We start from the raw sequence: 4,019 nt of genomic DNA on the forward strand, positions 1-4,019 counted from the left end.
CTGGAGCTTTCACTGACGCGCCAGGGGCACCGGGTGGCCACTGCTGCCACCGGCGAGGACGGCCTGAAGCTGCTCAGCGAGCAGCGGCCGGACCTGATCGTGCTGGATGTGATGCTGCCGGGCATCGACGGGTTCGAGGTGTGCCGTCGCATCCGGCGCACCGACCAGTTGCCGATCATCCTGCTGACCGCGCGCAGCGACGACATCGACGTGGTGGTCGGACTGGAGTCCGGCGCCGACGACTATGTGGTCAAACCCGTGCAGGGGCGGGTCCTGGACGCCCGGATCCGGGCCGTGCTGCGGCGCGGCGAGCGCGAGGCGAACGACGCGGCGACCTTCGGTTCGCTCGTCATCGACCGCGCCGCGATGACCGTGACGAAGAACGGCGAGGACCTGCAGCTCACGCCGACCGAACTGCGGCTGCTCCTGGAGCTGAGCCGCAGGCCCGGACAGGCCCTGTCGCGGCAGCAGTTGCTGCGTCTGGTGTGGGAGCACGACTACCTCGGCGACTCCCGGCTGGTCGACGCGTGCGTGCAGCGGCTGCGCGCCAAGGTCGAGGACGTGCCGTCCTCGCCGACCCTGATCCGTACGGTGCGCGGCGTCGGTTATCGGCTGGACACGCCTCAGTGACCAAACCGCAGGACAAGCTCCGCGGCTGGGCCGCGGCGCGCAAGGCCATACTGGCGGGGCTGCGCTTCACGAGCCTCAGGCTGCGCCTCGTCGTGGTGTTCGGGCTCGTGGCGCTCACCGCCGCCGTCTCCGCCTCCGGCATCGCGTACTGGCTCAACCGCGAGGCCGTGCTGACGCGTGCGCAGGACGCGGCGCTCAAGGACTTCCGCCAGCAGATGCAGAGCCGCGCGGGCGCGCTGCCGCCCAACCCCTCGCAGGAGGAACTCCAGGCGGCCGCGGCGCAGATGGCGAACAGCAGCCAGCGCTACAGCGTGCTCCTGGTCGCCGAGAAGAAGGGCGGCGGCCAGATGGTCGGTTACTCCGACCTGGACGCGTTCACGCTGGCCAAGGTGCCGGTCTCGCTGCAGAAGGCCGTGAACAAGAAGCAGCCGATCAGCTCGGGCAACAAGAGCCCGTACCACCTGTACTGGCAGCGGACCGTCGACCACGGCACCCCCTACCTGGTGGGCGGCGCCACGGTGATCGGCGGTGGCCCCACCGGCTACATGCTCAAGTCCCTGGAACCGGAGGCGAAGGACCTCAGCTCGCTCGGCTGGTCCCTGGCCATCGCGACGGGGCTCGCGCTGATCGGCTCCGCGCTGCTCGCGCAGGCCGCCGCCACGACCGTGCTGAAACCGGTGCACCGGCTGGGAGTTGCCGCGCGGCGGCTCGGCGAGGGCAAGCTGGACACCCGGCTGCGGGTGTCCGGCACCGATGAACTCGCCGATCTCTCGCGGACGTTCAACAGGACGGCCGAGAACCTGGAGAAGAAGGTCGCGGACATGAGCGCCCGCGAGGAGGCGTCCCGGCGCTTCGTCGCCGACATGTCGCACGAGCTGCGCACCCCGCTCACCGCGATCACCGCCGTCACCGAGGTCCTCGAGGAGGAGCTCGACGCGGAGACCGGTTCGGTCGACCCGATGATCGAGCCCGCCGTACGCCTCGTGGTGAGCGAGACCCGCCGCCTGAACGACCTCGTGGAGAACCTCATGGAGGTCACCCGCTTCGACGCGGGCACCGCGCGTCTGGTCCTGGACGACGTGGACATCGCCGACCAGATCACCGCGTGCATCGACGCGCGCGCCTGGCTGGACGCGGTCGAGCTGGACGCCGAGCGCGGCATCACGGTCCGTCTCGACCCGCGCCGCCTCGACGTCATCCTCGCCAACCTCATCGGCAACGCGCTCAAGCACGGCGGCTCCCCGGTGGAGGTGTCGGTGCGCCTGGAGGACGCGAAGCTGGTCATCTCGGTGCGCGACCACGGCCCCGGCATCCCCGACGACGTGCTGCCGCACGTCTTCGACCGGTTCTACAAGGCCAGCGCGTCCCGGCCGCGGTCCGAGGGCAGCGGCCTCGGCCTGTCCATCGCGCTGGAGAACGCGCACATCCACGGCGGCGAGATCACCGCGGCCAACTCGCCGAAGGGCGGCGCGGTGTTCACGCTGTGGCTGCCGCGCGACGTCGGCAACGACGACGGCGCCGGCGGCGCCGGGGACGAGGGCGCGGAAGGGGGCCAGGCATGACCGGACGACGGATCCGCGCCGCGGCCGCCGCCGTCGGGCTCGCCGCCGTGCTCGCCGGGTGCGGGATCAGGTCGACGGAGGTGCCGACGGACTACGGCCCCGCGCCGTCGCGGGTGCCGTGCGTGATGTCGGGCTCCTCCATCGCCGCGCAGTCCGGGCGGGGCGTGCCCGTGCAGGTGTTCCTGGTGTGCGCGGCCCAGCTGGTGACCGTCGACCGGAACGTGCAGATCAGCACGGACAAGGCGACCACCGACCGGGTCCGCATCGCCCAGGCGCTCCTCGACGAGCTGGCCACGCCCCCGTCCGTGCAGGAGAAGGAGGCGGGCTTCGCCACGGACGTGCGCGGCGGCACCACCGTCACCGGCCCGCGCGAGGGCGACCCGTCCGACGCGCTGCGCTTCAGTACGCGGCCGGAGGACCTGTCGGCGTTCGCGCTCGCGCAGATCGTGTGCACGCTCGCCGACAGCGCGGCCTCCTCGGACGACCACTCGGTGATCATGGGCGGTCCCGGGGACGATCCGCTGCGGGAGTACGCGTGCACCGCGGAGGTCAGGTCACGGCCCGGGACGGTGGCGCCGCCCGCGGAATCCCTCAAGTAACTGGCGCGTCACCGGCACGTAACCGCCGTGGCCACGCGGAACCGATCGCGCCGCCTGTGACGTCTTGGGGGGCGTGCGTCAAGGCTCGGGCGGCCGTGTTGCCGCCATCCGCTTCCGCGCGACGGGAGGATTCCTCCTCGTCGCGCATCTCCTGCTCGTCGGGTGGATCACGCTGCGTCCGCTGGACGTGCCCTGGGTGAGCGCCGCGAACCTGCAGCCGCTCGCCGGGATCAAGGCGGATCTGGCGCTCGGCGGCCTGCAGGCGGCCCGCCGGATCGGCGAGAGCGTGCTGCTGCTCGCCCCGCTGGGTGTGCTGCTGCCCCTGGCCGGCGGGCGGCTCGTCGTCTCGCCGTGGGGTTCCCTGGTGCGTACGGTCGCCGCCGGGGCGCTGCTCTCGCTCGGCATCGAGCTGCTGCAGACCGGCGTCCCCGGACAGGTCGTCGACATCGACTCGCTGCTCCTGAACACGCTCGGCGTGGCCCTCGCGCACGTCGCGATCGTGCCCGCCGCGCGGGCCAGGCTCCGCCGTCATGAGGACGTGACGGGCCGCGCGGCCCTCCTGCGGGAGGACACCTCTCAGGGGTCGACCCCGACGATTCCCAGGGTCGGTATCGCACCGTAGATCGATGCTTTGCCCCGGTTCGCGACCGTACCTTTGAGTCATCGAGGCCGACGAAGCGGCCTCACCTCGACGGTTCGCGAAGGAGCCCCACATGACCGCCCTTGCCCGCCCCACCCACGGCCGGATGATCGGCGGAGTGTGCGCAGCCCTGGCCAAGCGCTTCGGCACCTCCGCGACGACGATGCGCGTGATCTTCGTGCTCTCCTGTCTGCTGCCCGGCCCGCAGTTCCTGCTCTACATCGCGCTGTGGGTCCTGCTGCCCTCGGAGAGCAAGGCCCGCCAGGCCTGGTGACCGCGGAGACCGGGTGACGACCGGTCGCGCGAGCAAACACGATGGGGCGCCCCTCGCGAAGAGGGGCGCCCCATCGGCGTACGGACGAGAGGGGTCAGCCGAGCGGCAGGCCACCGGGGAGGGCGCCGGTCGCGCCGCCGACGGGCAGGCCGCCGAGCAGGCCGGAGACCGGGTCGCCGGGCTTGCCGGGCTTGCCGGACTTGCCGACGGCGTCCAGACCACCGGTCAGCGCGTTCTGCCCGGCGGCGAGGGACTCGGGGGCGCCGGCGGGGAGGGTCTTGGCGGCCTGGTCCAGGGGGAGCGCGGAGGAGACG

5 protein-coding genes and 1 pseudogene are annotated in these 4,019 nt (G+C 72.3%); 5 read left to right on the plus strand and 1 reads right to left on the minus strand.

Annotated features, from left to right (window positions below; genetic code table 11):
* The 5 genes from AOK22_RS35565 to AOK22_RS35585 all read left to right on the plus strand — a co-directional run.
* Positions 1–630 (plus strand): response regulator transcription factor (locus AOK22_RS35565; RefSeq protein ID WP_055702827.1); only part of this gene is annotated, 630 nt, incomplete at its 5' end.
* Complete coding sequence (locus tag AOK22_RS35570; RefSeq protein WP_055702828.1) at positions 627–2,192, plus strand: sensor histidine kinase; 1,566 nt, start codon at positions 627–629, stop codon at positions 2,190–2,192. The genes AOK22_RS35565 and AOK22_RS35570, both read left to right, overlap by 4 nt.
* Positions 2,189–2,791, plus strand: a complete 603-nt coding sequence (locus tag AOK22_RS35575; RefSeq protein WP_055702829.1) for a hypothetical protein — start codon at positions 2,189–2,191, stop codon at positions 2,789–2,791. The genes AOK22_RS35570 and AOK22_RS35575 overlap by 4 nt, the downstream gene beginning before the upstream one ends.
* A gap of 73 nt (positions 2,792–2,864) precedes the next feature.
* Positions 2,865–3,413: a VanZ family protein gene (locus tag AOK22_RS35580; protein ID WP_237773366.1), complete on the plus strand. Its 549-nt coding sequence runs from the start codon at positions 2,865–2,867 to the stop codon at positions 3,411–3,413.
* Positions 3,414–3,504: 91 nt separating this feature from the next.
* On the plus strand, positions 3,505–3,705 hold the full coding sequence (locus AOK22_RS35585) for a PspC domain-containing protein (protein WP_055702831.1): 201 nt from the start codon (positions 3,505–3,507) through the stop codon (positions 3,703–3,705).
* 94 nt (positions 3,706–3,799) lie between these two features.
* Here the strand turns inward: AOK22_RS35585 and AOK22_RS35590 are convergent.
* Positions 3,800–4,019 (minus strand): annotated as a pseudogene (locus tag AOK22_RS35590) (ATP-binding protein); the annotation flags it as partial.

Origin of the sequence: Streptomyces silaceus (assembly GCF_001419745.1) — a bacterium.
In the GTDB taxonomy this organism is placed as follows: domain Bacteria; phylum Actinomycetota; class Actinomycetes; order Streptomycetales; family Streptomycetaceae; genus Streptomyces; species Streptomyces silaceus.

Bases quoted from the DNA above. Each gene is read 5' to 3' on its own strand.
- AOK22_RS35575 (WP_055702829.1), top strand. From the start codon at position 2,189: ATGACCGGACGACGGATCCGCGCCGCGGCCGCCGCCGTCGGGCTCGCC.
- AOK22_RS35585 (WP_055702831.1), top strand. From the start codon at position 3,505: ATGACCGCCCTTGCCCGCCCCACCCACGGCCGGATGATCGGCGGAGTG.